Raw genomic sequence first — 17,199 nt, 5'->3', positions numbered from 1 at the left:
TTGTGTCTTATTACTGAGTCACTTAACGTTACGTTCATAGATTGGAAGCATAGAATACACTATCAAAAGCAAGGGAGGTGAAAACTATGGCGATTCTTTTACCTTCGCAATTCTACAATCTTGCTGCTGGTGTGGGTAAGTCCTTTTTTGAAAACCTGAGAGGCGGTAATAATGCTACAATTACCGTGAATAATACGGGTGCCAATCCGGTTGATCTTGTGGTTACCCGTGTCAATGCTCCTGTGATCACTTATGTTATCCCGGCGGGCAACAGTCTAACGTTAGAAGTTGCTTTGCTGCTGGTAGCTGCTCTTCAGGCGACTCCAGTTGGAGCAGTAACAGGTACAATCCAAATTGCTACATCTGATTTCTAACTTGTAACGACCTGACTCTCTAACTCTAGCTTTGCCGAAAGGCAAGGTTAGAGCTTTTTTTGTTTGAAATTTTCTGAAACTTTTTTCATATTGTGCCGATATATACATATAGCATAGCAAACAACAACATCGAAAAGGAGTACCCTGTATGAGCTTTAGCAATCCGGTTTTACGTGATGACATCTTTTTGCGCGAAGATGAAAGAGAAGCTAGTGAACAACGCATGACCATTGGAGGAACGGTGAACAAAACGTTGCTTCTGCTGGTTCTGCTCATCGTCTCTGGCAGTATTACCTGGTACATGACCTATGAAGGAACTGTAGAGGTGCTATCTTTGCTGACGGCAGGATTTATTGGTATGGCAGGCGTAGCACTTGCGATATCCTTTTTCCCCAAGACGGCTCCGTTACTCTCTCCTGTATATGCGATTCTGAGTGGTTTTGCTTTGGGTGGCGTTTCAGCCTTTATGGAGTATGAGTACCCGGGAATTGTGGCTAATGCCATTTTGCTGACCGTGGGTATTTTGTTCTTGATGCTCTTTATGTATACACAGCGAATCATCAAGGTGACACGCGGCTTTATCTCATTCGTGGTCCTGTGTACGATGGCGATTTTTCTGGTGACACTGGTTGATTTTATTTTGAATTTTTTCGGTATGAATGTTCCGTATATCCATGAAACAGGTTGGCTGGGCATCGGCATCAGTTTATTTATCGTGATCATTGCGGCTTTAAATCTGCTGGTTGATTTTAATTTTATTGAAGAGCAAGCAGATCAAGGCGCACCCAAATACATGGAGTGGTATGGTGCTTTTGCATTGCTGGTGACTCTAGTATGGCTGTATGTACGGATTTTGGACCTGTTGGCCAAGTTCAGTAAGAGGGACTAAGTGCAGGGTGAGAAGAAAGGGATGGCTGAATGCCGTCCTTTTTTGTATTTTAAATAGACGGTTTAAAAATTGCATTTTACGTTAAATACATAGAAGTTGGGTAAAACATTAAGACAGACAGGAGAGGAGTGAGTACATGTATCAAGTAGTGCTGGTTAGGCATGGAGAAAGCGTGTATAACCGACAAAACCTGTTTACGGGCTGGACGGACGTGGACCTGACTGAACAAGGGACTCATGAGGCCATTGAGGCGGGACGTATTCTCAAGGAGGCTGGTTATACGTTTGATTTGGCATTTGCCTCTGTGCTAAAACGATCTATCCGCACGTTGTATCACATCTTGGATGAACTGGATCATCTGTGGATACCTGTGCAGAAGTCATGGAAGCTGAATGAACGCCATTACGGTGCTCTTCAGGGGCTTAGCAAGCTGGATTCTGCCGTTGAATACGGCGAGGAGCAGGTTCATATCTGGCGGCGTAGCCTGACAGTGCGGCCCCCCATGCTGGATGAGAAAGACGAGCGGAGTCCGCATCGGGAAGAGCGTTATCGCAATATTAATCCAGAAGAGCTGCCGCTTGGGGAAAGTCTGGAGGACACAGTGCATCGGGTCGGCGAGTTTTGGAAGCAGCGGATTGTACCTTTGATTCTCAAAAAGGATCGAGTTATCATTTCTGCACATGGTAACACTTTGCGGGCTTTAATCAAGTATATGGAGAATCTGGACGAAACCGCATTGCTGGATTTGAATATTCCGACAGGTATTCCGCTGGTGTATGAGCTGGATGAGCATATAGATCCCATCCGGCGCTTTTATCTCGGTGATCCGAGTCATGTAGAGGCTAAGAAGCAGGCTGTGGCCAACCAAAGCAAGGTAACGGAGTGAGTTTTCATACACAAAGAGGACAGGGCGCTTCCTCGCATCCTGTCCTCTTTGTGTTGGGTATAGATTAAGCGTTTGCTTCTTCTTCTGATTCCTGGCTGTCTTCCTCTGCGGGAAGTGCCCACACCGACACACTGCCGGCACGAACGGGAAATATGCCGTAGCCATCCTGCCCGATCTTTACGATATGATCGTGATGCCCGGTCAAATCTATCCATTCTTCCCCTGCACGTTGTTTACCTACGAACATGCGCTTTTCCCCGTCATTTGCGTTGGTGATCACCACAGCACATCCGGAGCCTTCCAGCTCAGGCACGCCTTGACGAACCCATCCAATCGTATGGGGATCATCGAAATAATCTTTTTGCTCACCATAAGCTTTATGGTACCGGGCATATAGTAGCGGGTCTAGCTCAGCTTGCTTGCCTTTCACGGGCGTTTGCCCCTGAATACCGTAGTAATCGCCGTAGAACACGCAGGGATAACCGTCCTTGCGCAGCAAGATAAGTGCATAGGCGCTGGGCTTAAACCAGTCCTCCACCCAGGATTCGAGCGCTTCGTGCGGCTGGGAATCATGATTATCGACAAAAGTAACCGAGTTCAGGGGATGGGTATGAACCAGCGTATCCTCGAAAATGGTGCTTAGATCGAAATCCTTGCCACCCAAGGAAGCGCTATGTAGTTTGTAGTGGAGGGATACGTCAAACAGGTCGATTTTATAATCAATGGTATCCAGGAACTTTTGACATGATTCCAGATCCGGTTTCCAAAACTCGCCTACCATATAAAAATCCTGCCCGCGTTTTTTAATCATTTCTGTAGCAAACTCTCGTACAAATTCATGATTAATATGCTTGATTGCATCCAGACGGAATCCGTTGCATTGCAGAGTGTCCACCAGCCATTTGCCCCAGCGGATCATCTCTTTGCGCACATCCTGATGATTATAGTCAATATTGGCGAACATTAAATAATCATAATTGCCGAATTCATCATCTACATTTTCGCTCCAGCTTTTATTTTTACCTAAAATACGATAGATTCCTGTCCGGTCCTGGCTCGCATCGTAATCGGTTCCGTTAAAATGTTCAAAGTTCCATTGAAATGTGGAATACTTCCCTTGTCGGCCGGGGAATGTAAATTTAGTCCAGCCTTCGATATCAAAGGGCTCGGAAATGACCTCATTGCGGTTATCCGGGTTAACCTCGACGACCTTGAATACTTCGGTTTCATCCGCGCCAGCTTTATGGTTCATGACCAGATCGACATAGACGGCCACACCGTGACGAACGCAGGCAGCAACAGCTTCCAGCAGGTCTTCCCTGGTTCCGTATTTGGTGCGTACCGCGCCTTTTTGGTCAAATTCGCCCAGATCGTAAAGGTCATAGACGCCGTATCCCGTATCCTCGGGCGACTGGCCTTTGGTGACAGGTGGAATCCATATCGCGTCAATTCCTTTGGCCTTCAGTTCCGGTGCCAGGCGGGCAAGCTTCTTCCAGTGAGAACCGTCAGCTTCGACATTCCACTCGAAAAATTGCATCATCGTATGGTTCCTTTTCATGTGCGTCCCTCCTTTATATATAACAAGTTACCCACCAAGTGAGGGGGGCTAAACGTCAGACGGTCAATATGATGCTGAATGAAGAACAAGGATCGCTGTATAACGTATGCTAAATCATTAAAATTTGTTATACCTGAGTGTTCATAATGGCTCAATAGCTAGAAAAGGGAACGTGAAAACGGTAAAATGAATCTAACTTAACAATAGTTCGGGTTTTGGGCAAACCGTGGAGCGCAGGCAATAGAAGAAAGGAGGGGTGGACGTGACAGAACCGCAGCAGAATAAGGATGAAACGAGCAAACCGGTGATAAAAAAATGTACGTACTGTCAGAAGATGAAGCCTCTAACGGACTTTCAGCGCAGAACGGGTCGCCGGGCGGGTCCTTATTCCCGGCGTGGTCCTTGCCGTTCCTGCCGGGGGTTGGCCCCGCAAGAACGTGCGGCTACGTCCGCTCCTTCCGGCGAGGAAGCGAACCTCTCGGCTGCTCCCGTGACGCAACATAGCCTTGAAGCAAATACGGCTGTGCACAGCCTGGAGGCGTCACTACCTATGGAGGCACAGCGCCCCCGCAGGAAGCCGGTCACGGATAAAGCACGCGAGCGCCATCGGCAACGGGTTCGGCATCTGCTTAGCAGGCTGAAGCCTGCGGATACTCGGGCGTTGCGGCTCAATCGTAATGGCATGATTCGGCTAAGAGGTAAAACCGATCAGGGGAGACGCTGGCATCAAGAGATTGAGCTTGATCTGGCCATGACCCTGGTCAGAGAGCGTATGGCGGTGATTGTTAATCCTTACACCGTGCGTAGACTGTATAGCAACAAGGAGTTTCGCCAATATGTGCTTAAGCGTGACCGCTATACTTGTTTCTTTTGCGGAGGCTACGGTGACACGATTGATCATTTACTGCCTCGGGCAAAAGGGGGTCATACGACGCCCGTCAATTGTGTATGTGCTTGCAATGAATGCAATCAAGTTAAGGCTGCCCGCGATGTAGAGGAGTTCATTGAGTCTGGTGTGCCACAGCCGTCTTCTGATGATTTCAAAGCACCTGATATTCCTGATGCTTCTGAAGACACCCTACGTAGGTAGGGCGATTCTGCCAATGCAGCTTGTCCGCCCGCCCCACTAGTGGTGATGATCGGGCATCCGTATGAATATATTTTGAGTTATTTTCATATTATCGAACTGAAACGTACGCTCTCTATTACCCTCCTCTAGCCTAAAACGACCCTTTTTCAAGGGAAACTTGGACAAAAATCGAGCTTATTCTAATTTTTATCTAAAATAACAATAAAAAATTTGCAGAAATTTGTGCAAATTTAAAATTTCTTCGACGATTGTGTTGTGAAAGGTGTAATATAGAGGTATAGGGTTCCGTTTCGGCCTGTTGTAGTCACGAAGGAACGCTTCGTGGGATATTCCGCAGCAGTAACAACAGAATAACGTCTGAGCAATATACAATTGGCATCTGCGATAAATCAGTCTTGCCCTTTAGGGTATAGGCCGGTTTAAGCTGTGCTTCTTGCATGTTTAAGGGCGTGAATTCAATGAACGTTTTATTGCTAGAGTTTATGGATACAGGTTACGAGAGAGGATGGACTTCTATTTTCACAGTAAAGGAGGACGTTCACGCATGTCTGAAAACCAACAAGAGGTGGCAGTAACACAAGAAGCTACCAAAGAGTCTCGGGATGTACTGGACCAATTGATGAAACCGGAGGTTCAGCAATCGCTGACCGTACTGGTAGAGAATCTGCCAAAGTTGACTGAGATGGTTACTTTGATGACCGACGCTTATGATGTAGCTCGCAGTCTGGCAACTGACCCTGTCTTTATCGGAGATATGAAAAACTCCATGGGAGAGTTTGTGAAGCCTGTAACAGAATCGGCTAAAGGATTGGCTTCTGCTGCGATTGAAGCAAATGACCGCGTACAAACTACGGACGGCAGTGTAGGTCTGTTCGGCCTGCTCAAAATGCTTAAAGATCCGAATGTACAAAAAACGCTGCGTTTCAGCCAGGCTTTCCTGGATATTCTGAATGAGCGCCAACGCGAAAGCAAATAATTACCTGATCGAGAACGGAGGATGGACATGTCGAAGCAAATTTTGATCTTGGGCGGCGGATACGGCGGATTGCTGGCCGCTCTTACAGCACGCCAGCATATGGACGCTAGTCAAGCAACCATTACAGTGGTTAACCGCTTTGCATCACACCAAATTATTACGGAACTGCACCGTTTAGCGGCAGGTACAATTGCCGAAAAAGCTGTGGCGCTTCCTTTGGAAAAACTGCTGCGTAACAAAGATATTATCCTAAAAGTGGATACGGTTTCGGAAATCAAACCGGACGATAAAAAAGTAACCCTGGCAAGTGGTGCTACATTGAGCTATGACGCTCTCGTTATTTCCCTCGGCAGTGAAACGGCTTACTTCGGTATTCCAGGACTGCAAGAGCATAGCTTCACGCTGAAATCCGTGGCAGAAGCCAATCGCATTCGCGCACATGTGGAAGCTCGTCTGGATGCTTACAAGCAATCCGGTAACCAAGCAGATGCTACAATCGTTATCGGTGGTGGCGGTCTGACAGGCGTTGAGCTGGTGGGCGAATATGCTGACAAATTGCCTGCAATTTGTCGCGAAAAAGGTATTAACTACGAAGATATCAACTTGTATTGCGTAGAAGCTGGACCATCTATTTTGGCAGGCTTCCCTCAACCACTGGTTGATCGTGCAGTAACAAGCCTTGAAAAACGTGGCGTTCAAATCGTAGCGGGTGTTCCGATTACAGAAATGAAAGCTGACGAAGTTCTCCTGAAAGACGGACGTTCGATCAAAACGAACACACTGATCTGGACAGGCGGCGTACAAGGTAATGCACTGGTTGGCGCATCTGGTATCGAAGTAAACCGTGGTCGCGCAACTGTGAATAGTGCACTGCAATCGACTTCTCACGAAGACATCTTCCTCGCTGGCGACAGCGCAGTGGTGTTCCCGGCTGAAGGCGAGCGTCCATACCCTCCAACGGCACAGTTGGCTTGGCAAATGGGCGAATTAGTTGGTTACAACATCTTCGCTTATTTCAACGGGGCGAAAATGGAAAGCTTTACACCAGTATTCTCCGGTACACTGGGCAGCTTGGGTAGAACAGACGCGATCGGTACTGTAGGCGCGAATGGCACCCAACTGAAAGGCGCTGTAGCCACCTTGATGAAGGAAGGCAGTAACATCCGTTACTTGTCCCATATCAAAGGACTTTTTGCATTGGCCTATTAATATTTCTTACTTTTATATGCTTTATCCAAAGAGAGTGCAATTCTGTGCTCTCTTTTTGTTTTGCAGTTTAACCCATTATAAACCAGTATATGTAAAATGTCATGTGTATTTTTGGATATATGTTGAAAATTATGGTTGATCTGATATTTCTGTGGCAGTACACTAGTAACGAACAATACGAGGAGGGCATTATGAAAATCAGGTTATTAATCAGCCTTATGATTGTATTAAGTTTTGGTGCTACAAACATGAATTTGGTATCTGCTCAAGCTCAAGGACAAACGCCCATACACCTGAAGGTCAATGATCATTACGTTTTATACACCTACCCTGCATCACCTTTTGTGGATAAGAAGGGGAGACTGCTTATACCGCTCCAAGCGGCTGAGGATATACTGGGCGGCAAAGTAAGTTATAATGCAGCGAACAAGACGGCTGCTGTTGATCTGTTGGGGCGTAATGTAACGGCTACGATCGGATCACCCGAAATATCGGTTAACGGCGAACCTATGACAATGGATACAGTCCCCATCATGAAAAGCAACGCGATGTTTTTGCCGGTATCCATTTTGTTGAAGGATACAGATGCGAAGATGGAGTGGGACCCTAAGCGTGAATTATTGTCACTAAAGCACGATAGCTTTACGGAGAGTCCCGTTCTTATGAGGTTTAAGGGACAAGACTTGGCCCAAGTCATTGATGCGAATGCGTTTGACCTTACTTCCTTTGATTGGGATCGAAAAAAAGGCGTATTGGATATTTATGCTACGTACGAGAGCAGCTTATCACCCGACTTCAAGCAAATCGACTTTAATCCCATGATTGTGTACAGCAAAGGGGGCCATAGCGTATATCCTTATTCTAAACCCAGTATGTTTTACAAAGTCCAAATAACCAGTCCTGGTCATTTGGTTTATACAATAAATATAGGCGCGAACAATGCGGATAAAGATTATATAAAATATATTACTTCCGTAGGCAGGTTGATTCAATAATTGCTCAGACTACCGAAGGTTGCAGTTATGAAAAAAGAAGACAGGGGGAAATAGCCTTCCTGTCTTCTTAAGCTGTCGATTTTATTTAAGAAGACACCGCGTTAATGTTGTATAATATAGGTAACTTCGTGTAGAACGGACGGTATTGGTATGCTCGATCTAATCGAGACAAACAACAATCCTTTGAATTGTTTTCTCTGGGAGAACTGGTACTGCAAGATTATTTGCTTCGCAAAGTGGATACATATATAGACTTCTCCTTTATTCATGAGAAGGTAAGCTCGCTATATTTTGCGGACAACAGGCGTCCTGCCATTGATCCTACCATGTTGTTTAAAATGGTCTTTCTCGGTTAATGTAAAGAAAAAGAAACCCATGTCTCAAAAAGGCAGGGTTTCACAACAATTTGAGAGCGCATAAGCGCTCTCTTTTTGCTATTTAATTGAATCTTCTATACACCATTATATGTAAAAACGGACGCCCTTTATTTAGGTATCAATTGTAAATTATGGTTGAAAATATACATTTGTGGAGGTATGCTAGTTTTGAAAAATAACTAGGAGGTTTGTGTATGTTTAGGAAAAAAAAGTTTTTAGGCATGGGGTTAGCAACCATTCTCATGTGCTCCTCACTTTCGGGAAGTCTTGCCTATGCGGAATCGAAATCTAGTACGTACGATGCTTCATTTTTTGAAAATCTCAAACAGCGGGCCATAGTCCATGAGCTTCAAGAACACAAGATCGCCGTTAACCCGAAAGCATCTATTGCTGAACTGCTGAATACAGCGGATAGTACATCACTAAAGAGTAAGAATAATAGTGATCTACAACATAATCTGGAGAAGCTTAACAAGTCGGAATACATATATCTTACACTCGATGGAGAAGTATACAGCTCAGAAAAGGGTTATGTAGGCATGGCGGATAAAGTTGAATCAAAAGAGGATAGTGTAACGGATGCTACTTATATGAAAACAAACTCTTTGAGTGAACCAAGCAACAATCATGATGTTTCCATATCAAGTAAAAATAATCCCACTCCATCGCAAGTGAGTGGAGGGACAACGGGAACTTTCTCAAGGGTTCAATTGGATTATGATGGTTTTGATGGGGTTAATGCAAATGTGATTACGCCAAGGGCTAAGTACCTAGGAGCAAACGAACAGCCATGGATGTATTACGGTTTTGATGCAAAGAATGGACGGGGAATTGAGGGGGGATTTTCCTATCAAACAGGCAGAGAAGTATGGCAGGGGTATATTAGGAACACTAATGGTTTCAAATACTCTTTAGAGACGTGGAAAAATCACGATATAAATGATTCAGTTAAATTTTATATTGATAATAGTACCTATGACGCTTATCTGTTAGCAAAATACAGAGACATCGTCGTTATGCAAACCTCTTTTGACTCTTCAGACCTATCATCCATGTCTGTTAAGAGAGTGACGGCAATAGCGAAAAAAAACTTTGATGGCAGCAATATCTATGGAAGTTCTATCAATGGAGAGTTTTCAGATTTGGTAGTCTCAAAATTTAATTCAGATTATTATTATCCATGGGATGACTATCGGGATTACTCTTATTGGGATGGAAGTCAGTGGTTCGGTACGATTGATTGGCCCGCCGATTATATTACTCATTATGGTCCAAGTGTGTGGATCAACAACCGATAAGAACAATTAGTTAAACAATGGCTCAAGCTAAAATATACTGAATAGCATCTGTCATTTCCTTTGTTGTTGGGTGAAGACTTACAACAATGTGGTTTGGCAGATGTTTTTCCATGTTAAGCATACTCAACTGGACTCCTCTACCATAATTTTTACTTTTAGCCTAAATAATAATAAGGAGGGCATTATGAAAATCAAGTTATTAATCTGCCTTATGATTGTACTAAGTTTTGCTACTACAAACTCGAATTTAGCATCGGCTCAAGACTGTACTCCCATACACCTGAAGGTTAATGATCATTACGTTTTATATACCTACCCTGCATCACCTTTTGTGGATAAGAAGGGGAGACTGCTTATACCGCTCCAAGCGGCTGAGGATATACTGGGCGGCAAAGTAAATTATAATGCAGCGAATAAAACCGCTTCGGTTGATCTGCTGGGCCGTAATGTAACGGCAACGATCGGATCATCCGAAATATCGGTTAACGGCGAACCCATGAAAATGGATACAGTCCCTATCATGCTAAGTAATGCGATGTTTTTACCGGTATCCATTTTGTTGAAAGATACAGATGCGAAGATGGAGTGGGATCCCCAACGTGGCTTATTGAAACTAAGACATGATAGCTTTACGGAAAGTCCAGTTCTTATGAGGTTTAAGGGACAAGACTTGGCCCAAGTCATTGATGCAAATACATTTGATCTTATTTCCTTTGACTGGGATAAAAAGAAGGATGTATTGAATATTCATGCTACTTATAAGAGCGACTTATCGCCCGCCTTCAAGCAAATTGACTTTAATCCTATGATTGTGTATAGCAAAGGGAGCTATAGTGTCAATCCTTATTCTAGACCCAGTATGTTTTACAAAGTGAAAATCACCACTCCTGGTAATTTGGTGTATACAAGAAATATAGATACGACCAATGCGGATAAAGATTATGTAAAATATATTACTTCCGTAGGAAGGTTGATTAACTGATTGTTCGGATTTCCAAAAATTGCAGTTATGAAAAAGAAGACAGGGAATTTTCCTTGTCTTCTTTTCTGTCAAGAAAGTCTATTTTTAGACTCCCTCTTATTTCTAGTATTTATTCAACTTAGTAGTTGAATGTCGCTAGTGTGCTATTGTTTTCGTTCGAATGAACAACACCTTTTACACGTGATACATTTTTATTTCTAATGTCTGAAATAATATCTTCTTGGATTCTATTCTTTTGGTAGTAAGTTAGACTATTCCAATCATCCGTTTTAACATAAGCATCCACAGTAACCTCACTGGAGTCGCCCTTTACGCTAAAGTCTATAGAAACATTATTGTATTTGCGGTCAAAGTCGTTGAGTAATACTCTTTTGAGTTCACTTAGATCAATTTTAGAGGATAGTTTTTCCAGATCCACATTTCCTTTGCTATCGGATTCAAAGGTTGCAAGTTTGTTTCCATTATTGGAGTTTTTGACGATTCCTTCAATATCAGCATCTTTAAAGGATTTCAAAATATCATTCGAAATATCTTCAAGATAAGACTCTTGTCTACTGCTTGAAATATCGTTCCATCTACTTTCTGTCAACTCAATAGTCACAGTAATATCGTTTTTATCACCTTTCAAGGTAATATCTGCATTGGCATTATTTTTATCGCGATAGTCTCTATTCAACTGGCGTTCAAGATCCTTCAAGGAGCTAGAGCTGTTTTTGCTCGCTTCATCTTTCAGCGTTTGATTGTCTTTTTGTAATTGAGCAATGGTAGCGTCCTTCGTCGTGTTTGCTGCTTTCGCTGTGTTGAGCTCTTGAGTCAGCGTCGTAATCTGGTTGTTCAACGCCGTAACTGTAGACTGATCAATCGGAACACCATTGTCAGCAATGACTACGCGTTTGTTTGTGCCATCCCATGTTACTTTTTTATCCAAAGCGGTACCTGCCAACTTCAGCGGGATATATGTCACGCCATCCAGCAGAAATGGTTCTGTTTTAGCATCCGAGGCAACCTCAGTTCCGTTATAGATAATTTTGATATTGTTATATACTGCTTGGATCGGCTTAGTCACTTGTGCGGCATATGTGGATTGGCTGAAAAGAGCCCCGGATATGGCCAAGGCGGATACGGCAGTGATGATGACAGGTTTTTTGATAGATTTCAGTGATTTCATTCGTTGGTCTACCCCTTTATTTAAGAATTATAGCCTGGTTCATAGACTAGAGTAACATTAATGCCTACAAAATCCAACAGCTTGGAGAGTCATTATGGGTTGTGCTTATATTGGTTAGACGCAACAGCAACCATAAAAGTTGCCCTGTTTGCGCAAAAGTTTTTCCAAAAGTATCCGAACAACACAAAACAAGCCCGCTGCACAAGACAGCGAGACTTGTTGGTAAAACAGTGCGCCGAAGTTATCCATTCAGGATTATTTGCCGTCCTTCAGTTTGCCTGCTGTTTCCTGAAGATGGCCTTTGGCCTTATCCAGTTTACCTTCGGCTTGAAGGGATTTATTATCGGTAGCGTTGCCGATTTGGTCCTTGATTTCACCTTTGGCTTTGTTCACATTACCTTTGATTTTATCGCTAATTCCGTTATCCTTCATGTTGAAGCCCTCCTTATGTGATCGAACTTTCATTCAGCATGCTGTAGTTAGTCATTACCCGAGCAAGGGTAATACGAAACCAGAGGCTGTATATCACAGACGGGGGTATAATGTTGGATACGGGTTAAATCAGAACGTGAAGTGGGGAGTGAACGCATGCTCAAAATTTTATTATTTATTCTCGTTATTCAAATTATTTACGTATCGGCGTATACACTGCGCATGATTCTGACGCTGAAAGGACAGAAGTACATTGCTGCGCTCATTAGCACCGTAGAAGTTACGGTCTATGTATTGGGCTTGAATGTTGTGCTTAAGTATCTGGATCAAGTGGCAAGTCTTGCGGTATACGCCATTGGCTATGCATTGGGTATTCTGATTGGAGCATGGATTGAGGAAAAAATAGCGCTTGGTTATGTCACTGTTAAGGTGATCAGCAATGAGATTAATGGAGGAATTGCCAATGCGCTGCGGGACAAAGGATACGGCGTTACAGCCTGGCTGGGTAGTGGGCGTGATGGAGAGCGCCTGGTGATGGAAATTTTGGCTAAACGGAAAAACCAGAATAGGCTGTATCAGTCCATTCTGGAGCTGGACCCTAAGGCTTTTGTCATTACGGTGGAGCCGAAGCAATTTCATGGCGGCTTCTGGACCAAGGCTATCCGTAAATAAACATTTTGGTAAATTGCGCATATTTTTTGGAGCTTGGAGCATATTAATACCCGCACAGGTGAATTTTTCAAAAATCCTGGCACAGGTGGGGATTAACAGTAAGCCGACAGGGGATATGACCCTATAAAAACCGAGGGGGGATATAGATGTACAGACGCCAAGCCCCGGAAATCATTCCAGAGGAAAATACGGCTATTTGGTCGTGTACAAATGAGGGTTGCAACGGCTGGATGCGAACGGATTTCACCTTTTTGAACGAGCCAGCTTGTCCATTTTGCCAAGCCTCGATGGGGCAGGAAATGCGGATGTTGCCGATTCTCAATCGGGCGGGCAATTCCTTTGTCGCCCAGCGCTCCTAATCCAGGATTCTGCAAGATCCACAATGGAAAGTGAGTACGATGATCACACTGCAATACTTATGAACGTCAAAAGCCGCTCCAGCGACATGCTGAGCGGCTTTTGGTTGTGGAATATTTGATGATCATGGCCTCTCGATGGGCTGCACGGAGTCACGATATACAATATGACCCTGCACCAGGACTCGACCAAAGCGACTGCCGGGATGGCTTATTTTTTTCATCATCGAATCAATTGCGGTACGTGCCATCTGCTCGATGTCTACTCCGACTGTGGTCAGTTGTGGAACAATAAGAGTGGCGTATACATCGTTGTCAAAGCCGACCACAGAGCAGTCTTCAGGTACGCGGTATCCCAGAGCAATGAGCTTGTGTACCAGATTGTGAGCGACCTGATCGCAGTTACATACGAAGGCAGTCGGTAGCGGCTGAGGCAGCTCCATTTCAACATAAGAGCCTTCGTCGTCCCGGTCACTGAGCACCCACTCGTTACGGAGAGGCAACCTGTGCTCCAGCAAGGATTTATAGTAGCCGAGGAAACGATCCTGAATACTACTGGTGGAATAGAGGTTGCCCACATATGCAATATCCCGGTGTCCCTGGGCGATCAAATAGTTGGTCAGCTCGTAGGCCCCGTAAAAATTATCCGTCACCACGGAGTCGATATCGGCATGCTCATCATAAAAATCGAGAAACATTTTGGGTAGTTCCATGGTTTGTACAAGCTCAATATATGGCTTGCTCACTTGGCCCAGGAGAATGAAGCCGTCCACCTTACGGTCGTAATAGATACGTGGCAGATTAAGCTGTTCTTCGTCTTCGCGATGGAGGATGTGAAGGATGCCGTAGTAGCCGTATGGCTCCAGTGCCCGTGAAATTTGCTGGTAGATGTGCAGATAAAACGATTGGCCAGGGCCGGTAAAACGTTCGGGAATGACAACACCAATGTTATAGGTGAGGCCCTCCTTCATGGACTTGGCAACGGTATTGAAACGATAACCCATTTCGCCCGCGAGCGTCTTAATACGCTCTTTTAGCTCCTCGCTAACCCCATCCTTGTCATTGAGCGCCTTCGACACGGTCACGCTGCTTACTCCCAGCTTATCTGCAATATCCCGCATCGTTACGTTGCTCTTCATTCCTGTTCCGCCTTCCAATTTTAAAAAGATAAGCATCTTGCCTAAATCCAAAGAATGGATGCAAAATGCTGGGGGAATATATTAGTAGCATAGCTGCCTGTAAAGATACAAAGACTGGCAGCGTAGCTGCCCATAGAACAACAATTAGCCTGCGGGTAACAGTTGTTCTATGGATAGTATACATGGTTCCGCAAGCAGGATAAAGCCTGCGGCTTATGTCTGCTGAGAAGGACGGGAGTGCGCTTTCAATAGCGCTTCATTGTGATGAATCAGATCACGGCGAACAGCGGCGCTGCTGAGAGAGCGCAGCGGGTCGGATGGTGTATTGAAGGTGTAGTCCTCCAGTCGAGCGATGGTGGTTGTCGCTACGTGGATACGGGTGTCACTGGAAGCGTAGTAGATAAAGACTTCATCTTGCTCGTTAACAACAGCCCCGTTGCAAAAAATAACATTCGAAACGTCGCCCACGCGTTCCTCATCATAAGGAGCTAGAAAGTGCCCGCCGGGCTTAGCAATGACGCGCGTAGGGTCTTCCAGACTGGTGGCAAAGGTATACAGCACATACCGCAGCCCGGCGGCCGTATTGCGTACCCCGTGAGCGATATGAATCCAGCCGAGCTTCGTCTTAATCGGGGCGGGACCCTGCCCGTTCTTGGCTTCGTACACCGTATGATAGCAGCGCTCATCAATGACGGTTTCGTGTTCAATCACGGGCTGTGTAATATCTTTGCACAGGCCGAAGGCAATGCCACCGCCCGAGCCGGTGGAAATAAACCCGTCCTGAGGACGAGTATAGAAGGCGTATTGACCGTCCACAAATTCAGGGTGCAGAACAACGTTGCGCTGCTGTGGGGACTGGGTAGTAATGTTGGGAAGCCGGGTCCATGTACGAAGATCACGAGTACGGACCAGTCCGGCCTGAGCGACAGCACTGGAGGTATCGTGAGGTGGCGCGTCAGGATCCTTTTTTTCAGAGCAATAAATACCGTAAATCCAGCCGTCCTCATGCTTCACCAGCCGCATATCGTACATATTTGTTTCTTCTGGGTCGATATCCTCCCATACTAGGGGGGCGTCAATGAATCGAAATTGATCAATGCCGTTATCGCTTTCTGCCAAAGCGAAAAATGATTTTCGATCCAGTCCTTCGGTACGCGAAACAAGAATGTATTTTCCTTCATGATAGATCGCCCCTGGATTCAATGCCGCATTTACACCCAGCCGCTCCATGAAAAAGGGATTAGTTTGCGCATCCAGATCGAACCGCCAGTGAATTGGAACATGATGGCGTGTGAGCACTGGATAGAGGTAGCGCTCGTAGATACCATTGTAAAAGGTAGTTTTAACCTCATTAGGGCGTGTAATCAGTTCCTCTTGCTGCAATAGCAGCTCATCGTATTTGCTATGAATCATTGATTTTCCATCCTTTCTAGCATTTCTATGCAAAATCGGCTGTTGTGATAAGGGCACTTCCAGGGTCCAGCAATCTCTCTCGCATCAGGCTTACCATCCGCTTGAACTGACCAGAACCATTCGCCTCCGGGCCGCGGATCTATGATATATTGCCGGGTATAGGCCCACAGATTACGCACAATTTGCAAAAATCGTTCGTCTTTTGTACGTTGAAACGCATTGTAAAAACCAACCATCCCCTCGGCCTGTACCCACCAAATACGTGAGGTGTCTACCCGCTCTCCTTCCCGCTCGTTGATGAGCGATCCGTCTGGCTGAACAGCGCGCTCTGCTACCGCATTGGCAATATCCATCACCATATCCACGTATTCTGACGGGTAATAACCCAGCACATTCATAGCGTCCTCAATCAACCAGCTGGCTTCGATGTCGTGACCATATGAGGTCAGGTCAAGCAGAGAGCGCCATTCACGATCGAAGAATACCCCCAATCGTCGGGCAGAAGCATCGTAAACACGACGATATAAAATATCCAGTACGTTCGTCAGTGCATCTCGAACCTCTTCATTTGGCCAGACGCGCAGCAATTGGGTATACGCTTCCAAAACATGAATATGCGTATTCATGGTGATATGCGCGGTAACTCCATTTTCGCTGAGCAGCTCATTAGGCTGCGTGTTCCACAAGCGGTCATATTGTTCGCCGTATGCCTGCCGGGCGGGATCATATCCTTTTTGCTCCAGCAGGTGGAACAGCTCCATAGCTAGTGGCAATGCATTCGGGTCGTCTGTGGCACGTGCATACTCTGCTAGCGCATAGATCGCGAATGCCTGCGCGTATACATGCTTGCACGTGTCCACGGGTTGCCCGGTGTAGTCCACCATCCAATACATTCCTCCATGTAATGGATCAAGCAGGTGATCTCGCAGGAATGTGAATGCATCTTGTGCGGCTTCTGCATAGGTATCTTCCCCTGTTACACGAGCAGCCGCCGAGAAGGACCAGAGTAGCCGTGCAGTGGCAATCCCGCCTTTGTCGGCTTGGTTATGAGTGTGCAGATCCACATCCACCTCGCCGTAAAACCCACCGTGTGTCTCATCCTTCAGTCCAAGCCAGAATGGGAGTATGTGTTCCTTCCATTCCTGTCTAATTTCGTCCAGTAGTGTTGCCAAGAGACAAAGCCTCCTTCGGAAAAAATATTAGGTTATCGTTAACTTTACAGAATTATCATATCTAGCTGTTTATAAACTGTCAACCATGCTAAATTGGCGTTTTTTCATAAGATGCGACCCATTCCATTTCTCAAAAAAAGAATATTGCAATTGACATAGTAAGCGCTAACATAATAAAATGATTTTGTTACTTTAACGATAACCTTATTAAAA

General features: G+C 45.1%; 17 protein-coding genes and 1 pseudogene. 12 read left to right on the top strand and 6 right to left on the bottom strand.

The features are described from left to right. Window positions 1-86 precede the first annotated feature (86 nt). The 3 genes from ACWA2B_RS05860 to gpmA all read left to right on the top strand — a co-directional run bounded on the left by ACWA2B_RS05860 (window position 87) and on the right by gpmA (window position 2,149). Window positions 87-374 carry a hypothetical protein gene (locus ACWA2B_RS05860; protein ID WP_029518700.1) on the top strand — a complete coding sequence of 96 codons (288 nt, stop codon included), beginning with the start codon at window positions 87-89 and terminating at the stop codon, window positions 372-374. Between the two features lie 148 nt (window positions 375-522). Next, window positions 523-1,263 carry a Bax inhibitor-1/YccA family protein gene (locus ACWA2B_RS05855; RefSeq protein WP_023990900.1) on the top strand — a complete coding sequence of 247 codons (741 nt, stop codon included), beginning with the start codon at window positions 523-525 and terminating at the stop codon, window positions 1,261-1,263. A 136-nt stretch (window positions 1,264-1,399) separates the two neighbouring features. After that, window positions 1,400-2,149: a 2,3-diphosphoglycerate-dependent phosphoglycerate mutase gene (gene gpmA, locus ACWA2B_RS05850; protein ID WP_318627721.1), complete on the top strand. Its 750-nt coding sequence runs from the start codon at window positions 1,400-1,402 to the stop codon at window positions 2,147-2,149. A 64-nt stretch (window positions 2,150-2,213) separates the two neighbouring features. On the opposite strand, the gene ACWA2B_RS05845 is transcribed toward gpmA, so the two are convergent. Next, entirely contained in the window at window positions 2,214-3,707 is a 1,494-nt protein-coding gene (locus ACWA2B_RS05845; protein WP_039271815.1) for an alpha-amylase, read from the bottom strand. A gap of 262 nt (window positions 3,708-3,969) precedes the next feature. Between ACWA2B_RS05845 and ACWA2B_RS05840 the strand changes: the two genes are divergently transcribed. From ACWA2B_RS05840 to ACWA2B_RS05810, 7 genes and pseudogenes are all read left to right on the top strand, one after another. After that, window positions 3,970-4,797, top strand: coding sequence for an HNH endonuclease (locus ACWA2B_RS05840; RefSeq protein WP_449291796.1), 828 nt, complete (start codon window positions 3,970-3,972; stop codon window positions 4,795-4,797). Between the two features lie 544 nt (window positions 4,798-5,341). After that, entirely contained in the window at window positions 5,342-5,773 is a 432-nt protein-coding gene (locus tag ACWA2B_RS05835; RefSeq protein ID WP_029518696.1) for a DUF1641 domain-containing protein, read from the top strand. Between the two features lie 27 nt (window positions 5,774-5,800). After that, the gene (locus ACWA2B_RS05830) at window positions 5,801-6,982 is read left to right on the top strand and encodes an NAD(P)/FAD-dependent oxidoreductase (RefSeq protein WP_013312527.1); all 1,182 of its coding nucleotides are present in this window, start codon (window positions 5,801-5,803) and stop codon (window positions 6,980-6,982) included. Between the two features lie 191 nt (window positions 6,983-7,173). Beyond that, the gene (locus ACWA2B_RS05825) at window positions 7,174-7,977 is read left to right on the top strand and encodes a copper amine oxidase N-terminal domain-containing protein (protein WP_449291795.1); all 804 of its coding nucleotides are present in this window, start codon (window positions 7,174-7,176) and stop codon (window positions 7,975-7,977) included. A gap of 188 nt (window positions 7,978-8,165) precedes the next feature. Further along, a pseudogene (locus ACWA2B_RS05820) lies at window positions 8,166-8,330 on the top strand (IS5/IS1182 family transposase); the annotation flags it as partial. Window positions 8,331-8,548: 218 nt separating this feature from the next. Next, on the top strand, window positions 8,549-9,652 hold the full coding sequence (locus tag ACWA2B_RS05815; RefSeq protein ID WP_449291794.1) for a hypothetical protein: 1,104 nt from the start codon (window positions 8,549-8,551) through the stop codon (window positions 9,650-9,652). A gap of 184 nt (window positions 9,653-9,836) precedes the next feature. After that, the gene (locus ACWA2B_RS05810; protein ID WP_449291793.1) at window positions 9,837-10,634 is read left to right on the top strand and encodes a copper amine oxidase N-terminal domain-containing protein; all 798 of its coding nucleotides are present in this window, start codon (window positions 9,837-9,839) and stop codon (window positions 10,632-10,634) included. Between the two features lie 118 nt (window positions 10,635-10,752). Here the strand turns inward: ACWA2B_RS05810 and ACWA2B_RS05805 are convergent, their stop codons facing one another. Continuing rightward, entirely contained in the window at window positions 10,753-11,802 is a 1,050-nt protein-coding gene (locus tag ACWA2B_RS05805; RefSeq protein WP_449291792.1) for a stalk domain-containing protein, read from the bottom strand. A gap of 255 nt (window positions 11,803-12,057) precedes the next feature. After that, window positions 12,058-12,234 (bottom strand): CsbD family protein, encoded by a 177-nt coding sequence (locus ACWA2B_RS05800; protein ID WP_068939077.1) that lies wholly within the window; start codon window positions 12,232-12,234, stop codon window positions 12,058-12,060. Window positions 12,235-12,390: 156 nt separating this feature from the next. Here ACWA2B_RS05800 and ACWA2B_RS05795 point away from each other — a divergent pair, with 156 nt between their 5' ends. Together ACWA2B_RS05795 and ACWA2B_RS05790 are read left to right on the top strand one after the other, a co-directional pair. Next, window positions 12,391-12,906, top strand: coding sequence for a DUF2179 domain-containing protein (locus ACWA2B_RS05795; protein ID WP_013312523.1), 516 nt, complete (start codon window positions 12,391-12,393; stop codon window positions 12,904-12,906). Window positions 12,907-13,052: 146 nt separating this feature from the next. Beyond that, a complete protein-coding gene (locus tag ACWA2B_RS05790; RefSeq protein WP_025721956.1) occupies window positions 13,053-13,265 on the top strand; it encodes a cold-shock protein in 213 nt (70 codons plus the stop codon). A 122-nt stretch (window positions 13,266-13,387) separates the two neighbouring features. On the opposite strand, the gene ACWA2B_RS05785 is transcribed toward ACWA2B_RS05790, so the two are convergent. From ACWA2B_RS05785 to ACWA2B_RS05775, 3 genes are all read right to left on the bottom strand, one after another. Beyond that, a complete protein-coding gene (locus ACWA2B_RS05785) occupies window positions 13,388-14,401 on the bottom strand; it encodes a substrate-binding domain-containing protein (protein WP_029518692.1) in 1,014 nt (337 codons plus the stop codon). A gap of 213 nt (window positions 14,402-14,614) precedes the next feature. Continuing rightward, a complete protein-coding gene (locus tag ACWA2B_RS05780; RefSeq protein ID WP_449291791.1) occupies window positions 14,615-15,814 on the bottom strand; it encodes a glycoside hydrolase family 130 protein in 1,200 nt (399 codons plus the stop codon). Then, window positions 15,811-16,986 carry an AGE family epimerase/isomerase gene (locus tag ACWA2B_RS05775; protein WP_449291790.1) on the bottom strand — a complete coding sequence of 392 codons (1,176 nt, stop codon included), beginning with the start codon at window positions 16,984-16,986 and terminating at the stop codon, window positions 15,811-15,813. The genes ACWA2B_RS05780 and ACWA2B_RS05775 overlap by 4 nt, the downstream gene beginning before the upstream one ends. Window positions 16,987-17,199 lie beyond the last annotated feature (213 nt).

The organism is Paenibacillus sp. CMM36 (assembly GCF_053570945.1).
This window is presented reverse-complemented; position numbering and strand designations above follow the sequence as displayed.